Below are 19,207 nucleotides of genomic sequence, written 5' to 3'. Positions count from 1 at the left end.
CTTTCCCGTAAGCCGATTTCAGGCAGGAACCCCATGATGGACGCCTTCGAACTTCCCCGCACCCTGGTCCAGTCCCTCCAGCGCCGTGCCGCGCAAACGCCGGACCAGGTAGCCCTGCGCTTTCTGGCCGAGTCCGCCGAGCACAGCGTGGTGCTCAGTTACCGAGACCTGGACCTGCGCGCGCGCACCATCGCCGCCGCCTTGCAAGCCGATGTGGCGTTGGGCGAGCGCGCGGTGCTGTTGTTCCCCAGCGGCCCGGACTATGTCGCGGCGTTCTTTGGCTGCCTGTACGCCGGGGTGATCGCGGTGCCGGCCTACCCGCCGGAATCCACCAAGCGTCATCACCAGGAACGCTTGCTGTCGATCATCAGCGATGCCGAGCCGCGCCGGTTGCTGACCATCGCCAGTCTTGCCGATGGCCTGGCGCAGATTGACAACGCACCACCGGTATTGAGCGTGGATACCCTCGACGCACAGCTCGCCGACCACTGGGTCGCCCCCGAGCTGCAACCCGATGACATTGCCTTCCTGCAATACACCTCCGGCTCCACCGCGCTGCCCAAGGGTGTGCAAGTCAGCCACGGCAACCTGGTGGCCAACGAACTGCTGATCCGCCGCGGCTTTGGCATCGACCTCAACCCGCACGATGTGATCGTCAGCTGGTTGCCGCTGTACCACGACATGGGTTTGATCGGCGGGCTGCTGCAGCCGATCTTCAGTGGCGTGCCGTGCGTGCTGATGTCGCCGGCCTATTTTCTGGCGCGGCCGTTGCGCTGGCTGGAAGCGATCAGCGAATACGGTGGCACCATCAGCGGTGGGCCCGACTTCGCCTATCGACTGTGCAGCGAACGAGTCAGCGAGTCGGCCCTGGAGCGCCTGGACCTGAGCCAATGGCGCGTGGCCTATTCCGGTTCCGAGCCGATCCGCCTGGACACCCTGGAACGCTTCGCCGATAAGTTCGCCGTCTGCGGTTTCACCTCGAACAACTTCTTCGCTTCCTATGGGCTGGCCGAAGCGACCCTGTTCGTCGCGGGTGGCACCCGTGGCCAAGGCATCCCGGCGCTGCGCGTGGATGAGCAGGCGCTGGCCGCCAACCGCGCCGAGCCGGGGCAGGGCAGTGCGATCATGAGCTGCGGCACTGCTCAGCCGGACCACGCCGTGCTGATCGCCGACCCGCATACGCTGAGCGAGTTGGCCGACACCTGCGTGGGCGAACTCTGGGCGAGCGGCCCGAGCATTGCCCAGGGTTACTGGCGCAACCCCGAGGCCAGCGCCAAGACCTTCGTCCAGCACGCCGGTCGCACGTGGTTGCGCACGGGTGACCTGGGTTTTATCCGTGACGGCGAGGTGTACATCACCGGGCGCCTGAAGGACCTGCTGATCGTACGCGGGCACAACCTCTACCCGCAGGACATCGAGCACACCATCGAGCGTGAAGTCGAAGTGGTGCGCAAGGGCCGCGTGGCGGCGTTTGCGGTCAACGATCAGGGCCTGGAAGGCATCGGCATCGCTGCGGAAATCAGCCGCAGCGTGCAGAAAATCCTGCCGCCCGAAGCGCTGATCAAGGCGATTCGCCAAGCGGTAGCCGAGGCTTACCAGGAGGCGCCGTGCGTGGTGGTGCTGCTCAACCCGGGCGCGCTGCCGAAAACCTCCAGCGGCAAGCTGCAACGGGCGGCATGTGCGCTGCGCCATGCCGACGGCGGCCTGGACAGCTACGCGCAGTTCCCTGACCTGCAAGCACAGGCGAGCGGGGCAGCGTTGGCGTCGGCCCTGCAACACCATATCGCCGCGATCTGGTGCGAACAGCTCCAGGTGCCAACGGTTGCCGCCGACGATCACTTTTTCCTGCTGGGCGGTAACTCCATCAGCGCTACTCAAGTGGTCGCGCGCCTGCGCGAAACCCTGGGCCTGGAGCTGAACCTGCGGCTGCTGTTCGAAGCGCCCACCTTGCAGGGCTTTGCCGACAGCATCGCACAGTTGCAGCACGACGGTGGCGTTGCCCAAGGCGCGATTCCCGCGCTGTCGCGCCACGGCGACCTGCCACAATCCCTGGCCCAGAACCGCTTGTGGATTACCTGGCAGCTGGACCCCCACAGCAGCGCCTACACGATCCCGGGTGGCCTGCGCCTGCGCGGCGAGTTGAACGAAGACGCGGTGCGCGCAAGCTTCCAGCACCTGATCCAGCGCCACGAAGCCCTGCGCACGCGCTTCTATGAGCGTGACGGCCAGGGGTTCCAGCGCATCGAGCCCCATGTGGCGTTCGACCTGCAGGTCATCGACCTCGGCGACCTGCCCGGCGCCGAGCGTGAAGCCCGTGCGCAGCAGATCCGCGAAGACCAGGCCCGCACCCGCTTCGACCTGGAAAAAGGCCCGCTGCTACGGGTAACCCTGGTGCGCCTGGATGACGAAGACCACCAGCTGCTGGTGACCCTGCACCACATCATCGCCGATGGCTGGTCGCTGAATATTCTGATCGACGAGTTCTCCCATCTCTACGCGGCAGCCTCCCAGGGCCAGGCCCTGGAGTTGCCGCCCCTGCACCTGCACTACGCCGACTACGCCAGCTGGCAGCGCCAATGGCTGGCCGCCGGTGAAGGCCAGCGCCAGTTGACCTACTGGAAAGCAGCGTTGGGCGGCGACCACCCGACCCTCGACCTGGCCACCGACCACCCGCGTTCGGCGCAGCTGCTCAACAGCGCCTCGCGGCACACCGTCCGCCTGAGCGCCAAGCTCAGCGAGGCGATTCGCCAGACCGCACAGGCCCATGAATCCACCCCGTTCATGCTGCTGCTGGCCGCGTTCCAGACGCTGTTGTATCGCTACAGCGGCCAGCGCGATATCCGCATCGGCGTGCCCAATGCCAACCGCTCGCGCCAGGAAACCCAAGGGCTGGTGGGGTTCTTTATCAACACCCTGGTGCTGCGGGCCGAGCTGGACGGGCGCCAGCCTTTCGACCAACTGTTGGCCGTCACACGCCAGGCGGCGATGGACGCCCAGGCGCATCAGGACTTGCCGTTCGAACAACTGCTGGAGGCTTTCCCCGAGGCGCGTGAGCAGGGCCTGTTCCGGGTCATGTTCAACCATCAGCAACGTGACCTCAGCGCCTTGCGCCGTTTGCCGGGGATGCTCGCCGATGAACTGCCGTGGCACAGCCGCGAAGCCAAGTTCGACCTGCAACTGCACAGCGAAGAGGATCGCAATGGGCGCTTGAGCCTGGCCTTCGACTACGCCGATGAGCTGTTCGACACGGCAACGCTGCAGCGCCTGGCCGAGCATTACGTCAACCTGCTGCACGCGGTCTGCGCGCAACCGCAGCAAGCCTTGGGCGAGCTGAAACTGATGGCAGTGGACGAGCAACAGGCGTGGAGCCAGGCGCCGTGCGCGCCGGCCCGGCAGTGGTTGCCTGAGTTGCTCAACCAGCAGCAGACGTCGGACGCCACCGCGCTGGTCTGGGCGGACGCCAGCCTGAGCTTCGCCCAGTTGCACACCCAGGCCAACCGCCTGGCGCATTACCTGCGCGACAAGGGCGTCGGCCCGGACGTGTGCGTGGGCATCGCCGCCGAGCGTTCGCCGCAGTTGCTGATCGGCCTGCTGGCGATCATCAAGGCCGGTGGCGCCTATGTGCCGCTGGACCCGGATTACCCCAGCGAACGCCTGGCCTACATGCTTGAGGACAGCGGCGTGCACCTGCTGCTGACCCAGACCTCGCTGCTGGACCAATTGCCGACGAGCGCGGGCGTGTGCGTGATCGCCATGGACAGCCTGCACCTGGAGAGCTGGCCGACCCAGCCACCGGGCCTGCACCTGCACGGCGACCACCTCGCCTACGTGATCTACACCTCCGGTTCCACCGGCCAGCCCAAGGGCGTCGGCAGTACCCATGCGGCGCTGGCCGAGCGGTTGCAGTGGATGCAAGCCACCTATCGACTCGACGCCACCGATGTGCTGATGCAAAAGGCGCCGATCAGTTTCGACGTATCGGTGTGGGAGTGCTTCTGGCCGCTGATCAGCGGTTGCCGGCTGGTGCTGGTGGGGCCGGGTGAGCACCGCGATCCCCATCGCATCGCCCAGTTGGTGCGGGCCCATGGCGTGACCACGTTGCACTTCGTGCCGCCGTTGTTGCAGTTGTTTATTGACGAACCTCTGGTCGCCGAATGCACCAGCCTGCGGCGTCTGTTCTCCGGCGGCGAAGCCTTGCCCGCCGAACTGCGCAACCGCGTCTTGGCGCGGCTGCCAGCGGTGCAACTGCACAACCGCTATGGCCCGACCGAAACCGCGATCAACGTCACCCACTGGCACTGCGCCGTGGAGGATGGCGAGCGCTCGCCGATTGGCCGGCCATTGGGCAACGTGATCTGCCGGGTGCTCGACGAACACCTCAACCCGCTGCCGGCCGGTGTGCCGGGCGAGTTGTGCATCGGCGGCATCGGCCTGGCGCGCGGTTATCTTGGGCGGGCGGGGCTCACCGCTGAGCGGTTTGTCGCCGACCCGCTGGGCAGTGCCGGGGCGCGCCTGTATCGCACCGGTGACCGTGCGCGCTGGAGCGCCGAGGGGGTGCTGGAATACCTGGGCCGCCTCGATCAGCAGGTCAAGCTGCGCGGCTTTCGCGTTGAACCCGAAGAAATCGAAGCGCGCATGCTGGCGCTGTCGGACGTCGCCCAAGCCGTGGTGCAGGTGCGTGACGGCCAGTTGATCGGTTACTACACCGCCCCTGCCGAACTCGACGCAGCGGCGGTAAAAACCGCCCTGGCCCTTGAACTGCCCGACTACATGGTGCCCGCCTACCTGATACGCCTGGACGCCATGCCCTTGAGCCCAAGCGGCAAGGTCGACCGCCGCGCGCTGCCGGAACCTGTGTGGCAAACCCGCGAGCACGTCGAACCCGAGACGCCGTTGCAGCAGCAGATTGCGGCGATCTGGCGCGAAGTGCTCGGCCTGCCGCGTATCGGCCTGTGCGATGACTTTTTCGCCCTCGGCGGCCATTCGTTGCTGGCCACGCAAATCATCTCCCGCACCCGCCAGTCCTGCGACGTCGAACTGCCATTGCGCACCTTGTTCGACGCCAGCGAGCTGGGCGCGTTTGCCGAGCAGGTCGGGTTGATCCAGGCGTCGGGCCAACGCAACCAACAGACGGCCATCGCCAAGGTCGACCGCAGCCAACCGGTGCCGCTGTCCTATTCCCAGCAGCGCATGTGGTTCCTCTGGCAGCTGGAACCGGACAGCCCGGCCTACAACGTGGGTGGCATGGCGCGTTTGCGCGGGGTGCTGGACGTGGGGCGTTTCGAGGCGGCGTTGCAAGCCTTGATCATGCGTCACGAAACCCTGCGCACCACCTTTCCGAGCGTCGATGGCGTGGCTTGTCAGAAAGTCTCGCCACAGACCGGCCTGCGCATGGACTGGCAGGACGTCTCGGCACTGACTGAAACCGAGCGCCAGCAGCGCCTGCAACAACTGGCGGATCAGGAGGCCCATACGCCGTTCAACCTGGAACGCGGGCCGTTGCTGCGCGCCTGCCTGGTCAAGGCCGGCGAGCAAGACCATTACCTGGTGCTGACCCTGCACCATATCGTCACCGAAGGCTGGGCCATGGACATCTTTGCCCGTGAACTCAGCGCGCTGTACGAAGCCTTCATCGACGAGCGTGACTCACCGCTGGCGCCGCTGCCGGTGCAGTACCTGGACTACAGCGTGTGGCAGCGCCAGTGGCTGGAATCCGGCGAACGTCAACGCCAGCTGGACTACTGGACCGCGCAACTGGGCAACGAACATCCGCTGCTGGAACTGCCTGCCGACCGTCCGCGTCCAGCGGTGCAAAGTCACCGGGGCGAGCTGTACCGCTTCGACCTGAGCGACGCATTGGCCGCCCGCGTACGCGCGTTCAACGCCGAGCATGGCCTGACCCTGTTCATGACCATGACCGCTACCCTGGCCGTGTTGCTCTACCGCTACAGCGGCCAGACCGACCTGCGCATCGGCGCGCCGGTGGCCAATCGGATCCGTCCGGAAAGTGAAGGGCTGATCGGTGCGTTCCTCAATACCCAGGTGCTGCGCTGCCAGCTCGATGGGCAGATGACGGTTGCGCAGCTGTTCGAGCAGGTGCGTCACACCGTGATCGAGGGCCAGTCCCATCAGGACCTGCCGTTCGACCATCTGGTGGAGGCGCTGCAGCCGCCGCGCAGTGCGGCGTATAACCCGCTGTTCCAGGTGATGTGCAACGTGCAGCGCTGGGAATTCCAGCAGAGCCGCCAACTGGCCGGCATGACCGTCGAGTACCTGGCCAACGACGCCCGCGCCACCAAGTTCGACCTCAATTTGGAAGTCACCGACCTCGACCATCGCCTGGGCTGCTGCCTGACCTACAGCACCGATCTGTTCGACGAGCCACGCATTGCCCGCATGGCCGCGCATTGGCGCAACCTGCTCCAAGCGCTGATCGAACATCCGCAGCAATGCCTCAGCGAACTGCCGTTGCTCAGCGCCGCCGAGCAGCGCGCCGTGCAAGATAGCCTCGGTGCTGAAGCCGGCGAGCATCGGCTCGACCAGTGCATTCACCCGCTGTTCAGCCAACAGGCGCGCAAGCGTGCCGATGCGCCGGCGCTGACCTTTGCCGGGGTCACGCTCACTTACGCCGAACTCGACGCCCGCGCCAATTGCCTGGCCTGGATGCTGCGTGAACGCGGCGTCGGCCCGCAGGTGCGCGTCGGCCTGGCGCTGCCGCGTTCGCTGGAAATGGTCATCGGCCTGCTGGCGATCCTCAAGGCCGGCGGCGCCTACGTGCCGCTGGACCCGGAATACCCGCTGGACCGCCTGCGTTACATGATCGAAGACAGTGGCATCGGCCTGCTGCTCAGCGATGCCGCGATGTTCGAAGCCCTCGGCCCGCTGCCGGCAACCGTCGCGACCTGGTGCCTGGAACACGACCTGCCGCTGCTGGGCAACTACCCGGCCAGCGAGCTGCCGTTGATCAGCCTGGCGCAACACCAGGCGTACCTGATCTACACCTCCGGTTCCACCGGCAAGCCTAAAGGCGTGGTGGTGTCCCACGGCGAAATCGCCATGCATTGCCAGGCCGTGATCGAACGGTTCGGCATGCGCTCGGACGACTGTGAACTGCATTTCTATTCGATCAACTTTGACGCCGCCACCGAGCGCTTGCTGGTGCCCTTGCTCAGCGGCGCCCACGTCGTATTGCGCGCCCAGGGCCAGTGGGACGCGCAGGAAATCTGCGCGCTGATCCGCACCCATCGCATCACTATCCTCGGGTTCACCCCCAGCTACGGCAGCCAATTGGCACAGTGGCTGGCCACGCAAAACCAGAGCTTGCCGGTGCGCATGTGCATCACCGGCGGCGAAGCCTTGACCGGCGAGCACTTGCAACGCATCCGCACCGCCTTCCAGCCCCAGGTGTTCTTCAATGCCTATGGCCCGACCGAAACCGTGGTCATGCCGCTGGCCAGTCTGGCGCCGGAACAGCTGGAGGAGGGCGCCGCCAGCGTGCCGATCGGCAGCATCATCGGCGCGCGCGTGGCCTATATTCTGGACGCCGACCTGGCCCTGGTGCCGCAAGGTGCCACCGGCGAGCTGTACGTGGGCGGTGCGGGCCTGGCCCAGGGTTATCACCAGCGTCCGGGGATGACCGCGGAACGCTTTGTCGCCGACCCGTTTGCAGCGACTGGCGGCCGCCTGTACCGCACCGGCGACCTGGTGCGCCAACGCGCCGATGGGCAGGTGGAATACCTGGGGCGTATCGACCATCAAGTGAAGATCCGTGGTTTCCGCATCGAACTGGGCGAAATCGAAACCCGCCTGCTGGAGCATCCAGCCGTGCGTGAAGCGGTGGTGCTGGCGCTGGATTCGCCGAGCGGCAAACACTTGGTGGCGTACCTGGTCAGTGATGCCGAGCAGATTGCCTTGCGTGACGCGCTGAAGGCTCACCTCAAGGCGCACTTGCCGGACTACATGGTGCCGGCCCAGATGATCGTGCTCGACAGCATGCCGCTGACCGCCAACGGCAAGCTCGACCGCCGCGCCTTGCCCGAGCCGGACCCCGAGGCCAATCGCCAAGAGTACGTGGCGCCGCGCAACGCGCTGGAGCAAAGCCTGGCAGCGATCTGGTGCGCGGTGCTGAACGTGCAGCAAGTCGGTCTGGACGATAATTTCTTTGAGCTGGGCGGCGACTCCATTCTGTCGATCCAGGTGGTCAGCCGTGCGCGGCAGGCAGGCATTCATTTCAGCCCGCGTGACCTGTTCCAGCACCAGACCGTGCACAGCCTGGCCGCCGTCGCCACGCGCGCCGAACAGGTCAGCGCCGAGCAGGGTTTACTGACTGGCGGCTCGGGCCTTACGCCGATCCAGCATTGGTTCTTCCACAGCGACATCCCGGCGCGCCATCACTGGAACCAGGCGCTGCTGCTCAAGCCGCTGCAACTGCTCGACCCGCATCGCCTGGAGCAGGCCCTGGTGGCGGTACTCGAACATCACGACGCGCTGCGCCTGAGCTTTACCCAACGCGACGCGCAGTGGCATGCCGAACACCTGGCCGTGCCTGAAGGTGGCGTGTTGATGCAGGCGCAAGTGCGCGACATGGCCGACTGCACCGCGCTGTTCACCGACACCCAGCGCAGCCTCGACCTGCAGCATGGCCCGCTGCTGCGCGCGTTACTGGTGGACGGCCCGCAAGGCCAGCAGCGCCTGCTGATCGCCATCCACCACTTGGTGGTGGACGGCGTGTCGTGGCGAGTGCTGCTCGAAGACCTGCAAACTGTCTATCGCCAACTGAGCGCAGGCCAATCCGTGAGCCTGCCGGCCAAGACCAGCGCCTTGCGCGACTGGGCCGCGCGTTTGCAGGCCTATGCGCACAGCGAATCCCTGCGCGAAGAACTGAGCCTGTGGCAAGCCCAACTGGCGGGCCCGGCGCTGGCGTTGCCGGTAGATCGAGCCCACGGCGCACGGCGCAATCGGGATGCCGAAACGGTCAGCGTGCGCCTGGATGCCGAGCACACTCGGCAGTTGCTGCAACAGGCGCCGAGCGCCTACCGCACCCAGGTCAACGACTTGCTGCTGACCGCCCTGGCCCGCGTGCTGTGCCGCTGGAGCGGCCATGACGCGGCGCTGGTCCAACTGGAAGGCCACGGCCGTGAAAGCCTGTTCGATGACATCGACCTGACCCGCAGCGTCGGCTGGTTCACCAGCGCTTATCCGTTGCGCCTGACCCCGCAGGCGCAGCTGGGCGATTCGATCAAGGCCATCAAGGAGCAACTGCGCGGCGTACCGCATAAGGGCTTGGGCTATGGCGTGCTGCGCTACCTGGCGGACGACCTGTGCCAACGCACCCTGGCGGCGCTGCCGAGCGCGGATATCACCTTCAACTACCTCGGCCAGTTCGACCAGAGCTTCGGCGCCGATGCGCTGTTCCATCCACTGGATGAATCCGCCGGTCTCGCCCACGACCCCGACGCACCGCTGCCCAACGAGTTGAGTGTCGACAGCCAGGTGTACGGCGGCGAACTGGTGCTGCGCTGGACCTTCAGTCGCGAACGCCACGACCAGCAGACCATTCGCGATCTGGCCGAGGCGTACCTGGCTGAGTTGCACAGCCTGATCGCCCATTGCCTTGACGAAGATGCCGGCGGCCTTACGCCGTCCGACTTCCCGCTGGCGCGGTTGAGCCAGGCGCAGCTGGACAGCCTGCCGGTACCGGCCAGCGTCATCGAAGACGTCTACCCGCTGACCCCGATGCAGGAGGGCCTGCTGCTGCACACCCTGCTGGAACCGGGCACCGGCCTGTATTACATGCAGGACCGCTACCGCATCAACAGCGCCCTGGACCCGCAGCGTTTCGCCCAGGCCTGGCAGGCGGTGATTGCCCGCCACGAGGCCTTGCGCGCCTCGTTCTGCTGGAACGTCGGCGAGGACATGCTGCAAGTGATCCACACGCCGGGCAGCACGCCAATCGAGTACCTGGACTGGAGCGCCGACCCCGAGCGCGAGCAGGAACCGCGTCTGCAAGCTTTGCTCAAGCGCGAACGCGAAGCCGGTTTCGATCTGCTCAACCAAGCGCCGTTCCACCTGCGCCTGATCCGTGTGGGCGAGGCGCGTTACTGGTTCATGATGAGCAACCACCACATCCTCATCGATGCCTGGTGCCGTTCGCTGTTGATGAATGACTTCTTCGAAATCTACCTGGCCCTGGGCGAAGGTCGCGAAGCGCAACTGGCCACGCCACCGCGCTACCGCGACTACATCGCCTGGCTGCAACGCCAGGACCTGGACGAAGCACGCCAGTGGTGGCAGGGCAACCTGCAAGGTTTCGAGCGCACCACACCGATCCCCAGCGACCGGCCGTTCCTGCGCGAACATGCCGGCCACAGCGGCGGCATGCTGGTGGGCGACTGCTACACCCGCCTGGATGCCCCCGACGGCGCGCAATTGCGCGAGCTGGCCCAGGCCCACCAATTGACGGTCAACACCTTTGCCCAGGCGGCATGGGCGCTGGTGCTGCGGCGCTTGAGCGGTGATCGCGACGTGCTGTTCGGCGTCACCGTGGCTGGCCGCCCGGTCGACATGCCGCAGATGCAACGCACCGTCGGCCTGTTCATCAACAGCATCGCACTGCGAGTCAAACTGCCGGAGGACGACCAGCCTTGCAGCGTGCGCGACTGGCTGAGCGGCCTGCTCGACAGCAACATGCAATTGCGCGAGTACGAATACCTGCCGCTGGTGACCATTCAGGAGCACAGCGAACTGCCCAAGGGCCAGCCGCTGTTCGACAGCCTGTTCGTGTTCGAGAACGCCCCGGTGGAAACCTCGGTGCTGAGCCGTGCGCAAAGCCTGAATGCCACCTCGGATTCCGGCCGTACCCACACCAACTTCCCGCTGACCGCCGTGTGCTACCCGGGCGATGACCTGGGCTTGCACCTGTCCTACGACCAGCGCTATTTCGATGAAACCACCGTGCAAGGCATGCTCGGCGAGTTCAAGCGCCTGCTGCTGGCGCTGGTGCAGGGCTTCCATGGCGACATGGCCGACTTGCCGCTGATTGGCGCGCAGGAGCGTGAATTCCTGGTGGACGGCTGCAACCAGAGCGAACGCGATTACCCGCTGCAGCGCAGCTATGTCGAGCTGTTCGAGGAACAGGTGGCGCAGCAGCCGCAGCGTATCGCCGCCACTTGCCTTGAGCGGCAATGGAGCTACGAGGAGTTGAACCGGCGCAGTAACGGCCTGGGGCATGCGCTGATCACGGCCGGCGTTGGCCCGGACCAACCGGTGGCGTTGCTGGCCGAGCGTAACCTGGAGCTGCTCGGCATGATCATCGGCAGCTTCAAAGCCGGTGCCGGTTACCTGCCGCTGGACCCTGGCCTGCCGGGCCCGCGCCTGAGCCGCATCATCGAACTGAGCCGCACGCCGTTGCTGGTGTGCACCGAAGCCTATCGGGAGCAGGCGATCGAACTGCTCGACGGGGTCGACTGCCAGTTGCTGGTGTGGGAGGAAATTCCCGCCCGTGGCGAGAACCCGGGCGTCTACAGTGCGTCGGACAACCTCGCCTATGTGATCTACACCTCGGGCTCCACCGGCCTGCCAAAAGGCGTAATGGTGGAACAGCGCGGCATGCTCAACAACCAGTTGAGCAAGGTGCCGTACCTGCACCTGAGCGAGACGGATGTGATCGCGCAGACCGCTTCGCAAAGCTTCGATATTTCCGTGTGGCAGTTCCTCGCGGCGCCGCTGTTCGGCGCGCGGGTCGACATCGTGCCGAACAGCATTGCCCATGATCCCCAGGGCTTGTTGGCTCACGTCCAGGCACAAGGTATTACTGTACTGGAAAGCGTGCCGTCGCTTATCCAGGGCATGCTCGCCCAGGACCGTATCACCCTCGACGGCCTGCGCTGGATGCTGCCGACCGGTGAAGCGATGCCGCCGGAGTTGGCGCACCAATGGCTCTTGCGCTACCCCCGGATTGGCTTGGTGAACGCTTACGGCCCGGCGGAATGCTCGGACGATGTGGCGTTCTACCGGGTCGACCTGGCCTCGACCCGTGGCACCTACCTGCCGATTGGCACACCGACCGACAACAACCGTTTGTACCTGCTCGACGGTGCACTGGCGCTGGTGCCGCAAGGCGCTGTCGGTGAACTGTGCGTGGCCGGCACCGGTGTCGGGCGGGGCTACGTCAGCGATCCGTTGCGCACCGCACCGGTGTTTGTGCCCAACCCGTTCGGCGCGCCGGGCGAGCGGCTGTACCGCACCGGCGACCTGGCACGGCGGCGCAGCGATGGTGTGCTGGAGTACGTCGGGCGCATCGACCATCAGGTGAAGATTCGCGGCTACCGCATCGAGCTGGGTGAAATCGAAGCGCGCCTGCACGAACAGCCGGAGCTGCGCGATGCGGCGGTCGGCGTACAAGAGGGGGTCAATGGCAAGCACCTGGTCGGCTATCTCGTGGCCGCGGACCAGACGTTGAATGCCAGCGAGCGCCTGGACCGCATCAAGCAGCGCCTGCGCAGCGAACTGCCCGAATACATGGTGCCGCTGCACTGGCTATGGCTCGAACGCCTGCCGCTCAACGCCAACGGCAAACTCGACCGCAAGGCCCTGCCGGCCCTGGAGATCGGCCAGTTGCACAGCCAGGACTACCTGGCGCCGCGCAATGAGCTGGAAGCCACTCTGGCCGACATTTGGGCCCAGGTGCTGAAAATCGAGCGGGTAGGGGTGCAGGACAACTTCTTCGAACTGGGCGGGCACTCGCTGCTGGCCACGCAGATTGCCTCGCGGGTGCAGAAGACCTTGCAGCGCGATGTGCCGTTAAGGGCAATGTTCGAATGCAGCACGGTGGCGGAGTTGGCCGAGTATATCGAGGGGTTGGCGGCTAATGAGATCAGTGCGGAGAAGGTGGATCGGTTGAGTGATTTGATGGCGCAGTTGGAGGGGCTGTGAGGAAGCCATTGGTCTGGAATGCCGTGGTTTTCCAGCAGAACTGTTAATTCTGACAGTAGGCAAGGTTCTTGATCCCAGGGTTAGATAACCGCAGTTTCTGGCCGAGTTGGCCAGGCCCGACGGTGATCTAACGCTGGACAGGAGTCTTATCGTGGCGAGAAAAATACCCTCTGAGAAAAACATGTTCGTCGAGGCGGCGAAGGTGGCGCCAACAGTGGAAACGGAACTGCCCTATCCGATTATTCAGTACGCTGAGAACAACAGCCTGCTGTATCCCATCAAGGCAATTGATGGCACGACGGCCACGCTGACCCTGCCGGCGAATGCCACCAATGTCATGTTCTACATGGCGATCAAGGACCAGGATGAGCCGAGCTTCAAGCCGGTTTCTGTCGAAAACGGGGTTGATGTCGTCGACATTTCCGCACAGGACATCAGCTACTGCATTGGGCACACGGTATTGTTCAGATACACGGCTAATGCAGGAGGGCGGGCGCTGGAGTCCTTGACGCTGGAGTTGGAAGTCCAACAGATCAGGGAGGAAGATCTCGTCGTCTCCAGGCCGGTGTTCGTGCATGCGCGCAATGAATGGAATACCTGGTATCTGCGGATGCATGAGTTCCTAGGCAATGAATCTGTTGCCATCCAGGCGTGGCCAATGATCTCCCCAGGCCAGCGCCTGTTTGTGGCTGTCGCGGGAAACCAGCACGTCGCACCGTATCGCTTCATTTGGGTAGCGTTGGACCACGTAGTGCAGCCTCATGAGGCTCGTCCCGAGCAGATTTTCAGGTTCCCTCTATCGCGCGCCTGGCTGTCCAGGCTGGAGGATTACTCGGCGATCACCGTCCATATGGGCGTGATTTGGGATAAGAGTGCGCCGGTGTTTCCTCAGCCAGACGACCCACTGCTGGAAAATCCGCTGCCTGTTAACGCCGAGGACTTCCATCTGCGCACTACCTCGTTGTTGCTGGTCGACCCCGAACAGGAACTGAGACCGCCCCACTTGAGGGAGTCGGTGGAGCTACCGCCAGGTCAATGGCAGGTCAATCCTACCAATACGGTCAACGGCGGGCATGCAATCGTTAACTATGACGGTATGTTCGAGGGCGACCATGTCTGTGCCTATGCGTCGGGCCCGGATTATGGGCCGGTGGCACTCGGTTGCAAGGACGTAAAGAAAGGCGAGACGAGCCTGTCATTCGATGTCGCACCCGACATTTTCGCAGCGCTGTTCAAAGAGTCGCTCACGCTGAACTACAACCTCCAGTTCAATAGTTATCAACCTCAATCTTCCCCTAACCGTCAAATCAAGGTGTTAGCTCCGCAACTGACCACGCCGGATATTAAAGAAGCAACAGTGGGGGTGGTTGACCTGAGTACCTTCAAAAACGACGCAAAGGGCGTGGTACCCCCTTGGGAGTACGCAAAAGAGGGCGACTGTTGCTGGATGTGGGGGTGCGGAAAAAATAAGTCTGGTAAAGACTACAAGTTCGATATATTGCACGCCCAGCCCCTCAACGCACAATGGTTGGTCAATGGCGTTGACACGCCTATCCTACGCCGCGAACTGAAAAGTCTTGCGGATTGCACTGATTTTGAACTGCATTTTGCCGCGAGTTTTAATGGTAAGTGTGATTTCAATTCCGCTATGAAATTTCCGGTGCAATCATTCACGATTCAACAGGAACATCCGGTGTTAAAACCGCCGACAGTCACCGAAGCCGTGGGTGGCGAATTGACAGGGTGGAATGCGCGCGAAGGTGCGAATGTCGAAGTGCATCATCCGGACAACGAACCCAATCAAAAGCTTGCTGCGCAATGGTGCGGGCCCGATGGCAGTTGCGTGTCACTGCCCTTGAAGCCAGGCACGAATTCACCGTTCATTTTTCTTGCATCCAGGCAACTTGTGATCGAGGGCATTAACAAGCAGATATCGATTACCTATAGTGTGGAAAATGCGTGTAAACAGACGTTCTCCGACGCGCTGAAGTTGAATGTCAGCGTGCCGGTAAAAGAAAGGCGTCCACGGCCGATGGTGCGTCAAGCGACCCCCCAGCAAGAAAAATGCATATTGGATCTGCGCACCTTTGATGATGAGCCAGAGGTCTTCATCAAGACATCCGATCCCGAAATCAAGTGGGCGTGGTGGTTTATTCTTGAGGGTCAGATTTCGTACATGACATGCACTGGGGTCGATGATGATAATGAACCCCATACGGTAACTATAATGCACAGGGCCCCCATAGAGGCGGGTGATTTGTATAAGTTGTCGCGGAAGATTCCACGTGCGGATTTGGAGAAATTCAAAGATAAGTCTTTCATCGAGTTCAAGTTTAAATGCACGACGGATAAAAGCCTTCTTGAGAGCGACGCGCTTGAATTTCAGTCATTGAAGCTGCAATTCAGAAAACGCTATCGTCAAATGGCCAATTTCAATAGCCAAACCCTGGAAGGTTGGGAAGTGGGGACGGGCGCGCCGGATCCGAGAGATATCAGCTTCGAACCGCAACTCGATGGGTTCGCGGTAAAAAATTATACGTATTCAAAACGAAATGTCGGCCCTATCTTGCAGAAGACTTTTACGGACCTTGAACCGCACCATACGTATAAGTTTACTGTGAGGGTCCGCCGATTTAATACCGCCAACCCCACGCCTAAACTATTGCTACGAAAAGATAGTCAAGCAAAAACGCCAGAACTGGAGCTGATCGATACGGCTTGGCACACCCTCAGTTTCACGTTCGTGGCACCCGAGGCGAAGCCGGTCCTGTTGGATATTTATAGCAATGAAATGGATGAGCGAGGTACCGGCAACGATTACCTGATGGATGATTTCCTTGTAGAGGAGTTGTAGCGGCCGAATAAGAATGCCCGCGTTTATAGCGGGCATTCTTTGTTTGACGGTCAGAATCTATCACTTTGCCCCAAGTATCTTCACCAACTTATCCGGCGACGGCGCCCCTTGCTGTTGCTGCAAGCCACCCTTGTCGTCCAGATAGAAAATCGCCGGCGTCGCCGACAATTCCAGCTCCTCCATCAACTTCATATTGGCATCGAGCTTGGCTTCGATATCGGCCGGGATCTTGGCCAGCGCCTGCAACTTGCTGCCCTTGCCGGCGGCTTCGTGTTCTTCCAGGGCTTTTTGCGGGTCCTTGGCGGCGAACAGCGCGGCGGATTTGCCGGGGCTGTCTTCGCGAATGATGCCGACCATGATGTGGCGCAGTTGCACCTTGCCGGCCTTCACCCACGGGCGGGCCTGTTCCCAGAACATGTTGCAGTAGGGGCAGTTGGGGTCACTGAACAGGTAGACGGTACGCGGCGCGTTGACGTCGCCGTCCTGGATCCAGCTGCTCTTTTCCATCTTGGCCCAGACCTCCTTGGCCATCGGCGCGTACACCAGTTTTTCCAGGGGCGCGCTGCTCAGGTCATTACCCTGGGCGTCGTACAGGTTGCCGGCGAGCACGCTTTTGCCGTCGGCGGTCAGGTACAGCGCCATGCCGCGGTTCTGGTATTGCGCCGCGTAGCCGGTGAGGCCGCTGGGGGCGTCGAATTTGCCGAGGATCTTGGCGCCCTTGGCTTCGATCTGTTTGATCGGGGCCGGCCAGTCTTCGGCCTGGGCCAGGGTGGCGGCCAGCGTCAAAGGCAGCAGGGTCAGCAGGTGGCGGAGGCGAGGCATGTGGGTTTCCTTTGTGGGGCGGTGTCGAAGGGTTCCATGGCACGTGCCAGGCTGGCTTGGGACAGCTCGCCAAGGTGGCTGTTGATCAGGCGTCCGTCGGCGGTATAGAACAGCGTGGTGGGTAAAGCCATGGAGCCGACGGCCTGGCCGAGGCGACCGCTGGCGTCGAACAGCACGTTGTCGAGGTTCAGGCCCTGGGTGGCCAGGTAAGTGCTGACGCTCTGCATGCTCTCGGCCTGGTTGACGAACAGGAAGGTGACGTCCGGACGTTGGTGCTGGGCGCGTTCCAGTACCGGCATTTCGCGGCGGCACGGCGGGCACCAGGTGGCCCATAGATTGATCACCAGCGGGCCGCCTTTATAGTCGGCCAGTTGCACCACGTTGCCGTTGGCGTCGCGCAAGGTGATATCCGGCAGTTGCGAGCCTTTGTCGTAAAGGTTCAGGGACAGGCTGGCCAGGCCCCAGAACAGCAGACCGCTGATCACCCCGGCACTCAGCGGCTTGCGCAGGGCCGGGCGCCGCCAACCGTAGGCCAGCGCACCCAGCACCAAGGCGATAATCCCGGGCCAGGCGAGAAAGCCGCCGTCGCGCAGGTCGACCATCTGCAGCCAGTCGTTGCTGTACTCGCTCCAGTACATCAGCACAAAGCTGACGCGGGCGGTGAGCATGCCCAGCAGGAACAGGCTGAACAGCACCGACTCCGGGTTTTCACCGCCACGTTTGGCCACGCGCCAGCCCACCAGGGTGGCGAGGATCAGCGCGCTGATCAGCAGGATGTGATTCAGGGCGATGGCGAAGGTGCCGATGGTGAGGGTCAGCATCAGCGCGCGTCTCGGGTTTGTGTCCAGCGTTGCAGGAAGGCGGCGGCATCCACTTCGCCAGTGATGCGATGGGCGCGACGCTCTTCACCGTCCGGGCCGATCCAGACGAAGCTCGGCGGCCCAGGCACTTTATAGCGGCCGAGCAGCTCGCGACTGGCGGCGTTGTCGGCGGTAACGTCCAGGCGCAGCAGGCGCACGTCTTTCAGCGCGTCCATCACTTCGGGTTTGCCGAATACCTGTTTTTCCATGATCTTGCACGACACGCACCAGTCGGCGTAGTAATCCACCAGCACCCACTGGCCCTGGGCCTTGGCGCTGTCGAGCTGGCTTTGCAGCACGGCGGGGTCATTGATCGTCATGAATGCATCGTGAGCGCTGGCGGTGGCAGCCACCCGCGAGCCGCTGTAGACCTTCAGCGGTTGCCACAGCTCATCGCTGCCACCCGCCGCGCCCACCACCAGCACCGCGCCCCACAGGCCCAGCACCACGGAGCCTGCGCCAAACATCTTGGCAGCCAGGCCGCGCTCACGGGCCAGCGTCCAGCCGCAATAGGCCATGACCAGCGCCAGGGCGCCCCACAGACCGATCCACAGGCTTTCGCCAACCACCGGGCGAATCATCAGCACGGCGGTGCCGAGGAACAGGAAGCCGAAGATGCCCTTGAGCACGTTCATCCAGGTGCCCGGCTTGGGCAGGAAACGGTTGCCCACGGTGACCAGCAGCAACAACGGAATACCAATGCCGATGCCCATGGCGAACAGGATCAGGCCACCGTGCAGCGCATTGCCGCTCTGGGCGATATACAGCAGGGCGCCGGCCAGGGGCGCGGTCATGCACGGGCCCACCAGCAGGCCGGACAACGCACCGAGAACGCCAGCGCCGATCAGGCTGCCACCGCTTTGCTTGCGGCTGACGTTGTCGAGGCGGTCACGCAGGAAGGCCGGCAGTTGCAGCTCGAAGAAGCCGAACATCGGCAGGGCCAGGACCACGAACAACGCGGCGAAACTGCCGAGGATCCACGGGGTTTGCAGCAGCGCGGCAAGGTTGCCGCCGAGCAACGCGGCCATCACGCCCAGCGCGGCATACACCAGGGCCATGCACACCACGTAGCTGCTGGCCAGGGCAAAGCCGCGACGCGGGCTGGCGCCGCTGCCTACCACCAGCCCCGCGAGAATCGGCAGCATCGGCAGCGAGCAGGGCGCAAATGCCAGCAACAGGCCCAGGCCGAAAAAGATCAGCAGGCTCCAGCCCAGGCTACGCTGTTGCAGGCCGCTGGCCAGGCTCTGGTCCTGGGCCTGGGCGGTGGCAGCGACCGCCGGGTTGCCGCCCAGGTCCACGGTGATCGATTGCGGCGGGTAGCACAGGCCGGCATCGGCGCAGCCCTGCCAGCCCAGCCTGACCTGGCCGGTGGTGCCGGCCGGGATCTTCACTTCCAGGCCCTGGCGATACACCTGCTGTTCGCCGAAGAATTCATCGCTGTGGGCTTCCCCCTGGGGCAACACCGGCTTCTCGGCCAGGCCGTCGAATTTCATGCGCTGCTGGTACAGGTAATAACCGTCGGCAATCTGCCAATACAGCTGGGTCTCGCCACTTTCAAGACGTTCGGAGGTAAACGTGAAGGCTTTGCCCACCGGGAGAAAATCGGGTTTGGTCTCGAAAGGGTTGCCCGGCGCGGCCTGGGCCAGCCCCGCGAACAACACCAGCAGAAAGGTCAATAGATGCCGCATGGTCCAGCCTTAGTTCGATACAAGTGAGGCACACAATGTGTGGTGCTGAT

At 63.5% G+C, this 19,207-nt stretch carries 5 protein-coding genes; 2 read left to right on the top strand and 3 right to left on the bottom strand.

Annotated features, from left to right (window positions below):
* Positions 1-33 precede the first annotated feature (33 nt).
* Positions 34-12,933 carry a non-ribosomal peptide synthetase gene (locus C4J94_RS18870; protein ID WP_124387547.1) on the top strand — a complete coding sequence of 4,300 codons (12,900 nt, stop codon included), beginning with the start codon at positions 34-36 and terminating at the stop codon, positions 12,931-12,933.
* A 151-nt stretch (positions 12,934-13,084) separates the two neighbouring features.
* Entirely contained in the window at positions 13,085-15,787 is a 2,703-nt protein-coding gene (locus C4J94_RS18865) for a hypothetical protein (protein ID WP_124387546.1), read from the top strand.
* Between the two features lie 60 nt (positions 15,788-15,847).
* On the opposite strand, the gene dsbG is transcribed toward C4J94_RS18865, so the two are convergent.
* From dsbG to dsbD, 3 genes are read right to left on the bottom strand one after another with little or no spacing between them, the layout of a single operon-like run.
* The gene (gene dsbG, locus C4J94_RS18860; RefSeq protein WP_124387545.1) at positions 15,848-16,609 is read right to left on the bottom strand and encodes a thiol:disulfide interchange protein DsbG; all 762 of its coding nucleotides are present in this window, start codon (positions 16,607-16,609) and stop codon (positions 15,848-15,850) included.
* Positions 16,585-17,430 carry a TlpA disulfide reductase family protein gene (locus tag C4J94_RS18855; RefSeq protein WP_124387544.1) on the bottom strand — a complete coding sequence of 282 codons (846 nt, stop codon included), beginning with the start codon at positions 17,428-17,430 and terminating at the stop codon, positions 16,585-16,587. The genes dsbG and C4J94_RS18855 overlap by 25 nt, the downstream gene beginning before the upstream one ends.
* Complete coding sequence (gene dsbD / locus C4J94_RS18850) at positions 17,430-19,157, bottom strand: protein-disulfide reductase DsbD (protein WP_124387543.1); 1,728 nt, start codon at positions 19,155-19,157, stop codon at positions 17,430-17,432. Before dsbD ends, C4J94_RS18855 begins: the two co-directional genes overlap by 1 nt.
* Positions 19,158-19,207: the final 50 nt, after the last annotated feature.

Origin of the sequence: Pseudomonas sp. R5-89-07 (assembly GCF_003851685.1) — a bacterium.
Taxonomy (GTDB): Bacteria; Pseudomonadota; Gammaproteobacteria; order Pseudomonadales; family Pseudomonadaceae; genus Aquipseudomonas.
Note: the sequence above shows the minus strand (reverse complement) of the source record. Positions and strands in the feature narration are given on the sequence as shown.

Coding starts and splice junctions, on each gene's coding strand:
- dsbD (WP_124387543.1), bottom strand. CDS start 19,157: ATGCGGCATCTATTGACCTTTCTGCTGGTGTTGTTCGCGGGGCTGGCC.
- C4J94_RS18855 (WP_124387544.1), bottom strand. CDS start 17,430: ATGCTGACCCTCACCATCGGCACCTTCGCCATCGCCCTGAATCACATC.
- C4J94_RS18870 (WP_124387547.1), top strand. CDS start 34: ATGATGGACGCCTTCGAACTTCCCCGCACCCTGGTCCAGTCCCTCCAG.
- dsbG (WP_124387545.1), bottom strand. CDS start 16,609: ATGCCTCGCCTCCGCCACCTGCTGACCCTGCTGCCTTTGACGCTGGCC.